The organism is Thermoactinomyces sp. CICC 23799 (assembly GCF_016055145.1).
Classification (GTDB): domain Bacteria; phylum Bacillota; class Bacilli; order Thermoactinomycetales; family Thermoactinomycetaceae; genus Thermoactinomyces; species Thermoactinomyces intermedius.
This window is the reverse complement of record NZ_JAECVV010000035.1, coordinates 1-550: the sequence shown is the minus strand read 5'-3', so window position 1 is coordinate 550 and position 550 is coordinate 1. Positions and strand designations below refer to the sequence as shown.

General features: G+C 52.4%; 2 tRNA genes and 1 rRNA gene. All 3 read left to right on the top strand.

Going from position 1 to position 550, the window contains the following annotated elements:
• Positions 1 to 118, top strand: a 16S ribosomal RNA gene (locus I8U21_RS14850); the annotation flags it as partial.
• 77 nt (positions 119 to 195) lie between these two features.
• A tRNA-Ile gene (locus I8U21_RS14845) sits at positions 196 to 272 on the top strand.
• Positions 273 to 284: 12 nt separating this feature from the next.
• Positions 285 to 360, top strand: a tRNA-Ala gene (locus I8U21_RS14840).
• The last annotated feature ends 190 nt before the right edge of the window (positions 361 to 550 follow it).

The following is a 550-nucleotide window of genomic DNA, read 5'->3' as shown; positions in this document are numbered from 1 at the left end:
ACACCCGAAGTCGGTGAGGCAACCTTTTAGGAGCCAGCCGCCGAAGGTGGGGCAGATGATTGGGGTGAAGTCGTAACAAGGTATCCCTACCGGAAGGTGGGGATGGATCACCTCCTTTCTAAGGAGCTCATTTCGAGCAAAAACGATTTTTTCAAAGAGTCATGTCTCGCACTCTTTAGTTTTGAAGGAATACACGGGCCTATAGCTCAGTTGGTCAGAGCGCACGCCTGATAAGCGTGAGGTCAGTGGTTCAAGTCCACTTAGGCCCACCACCTTCTTAATGTGGGGCTATAGCTCAGCTGGGAGAGCACCTGCCTTGCAAGCAGGGGGTCAGCGGTTCGAATCCGCTTAGCTCCACCATGACGCACCTTGAAAATGAGATATGGAAGAAGCATGACGAGGTTGAAGAGACTCGTATGACGAGAATCTTCACACGTCACTTGTCAAGTTGCAATCACCGGGAGAAGTAATCTCCAAGAGAGCCAGTAGGGTAAGCTACTAAGGGCACACGGTGGATGCCTTGGCGCCAGGAGCCGATGAAGGACGGGAC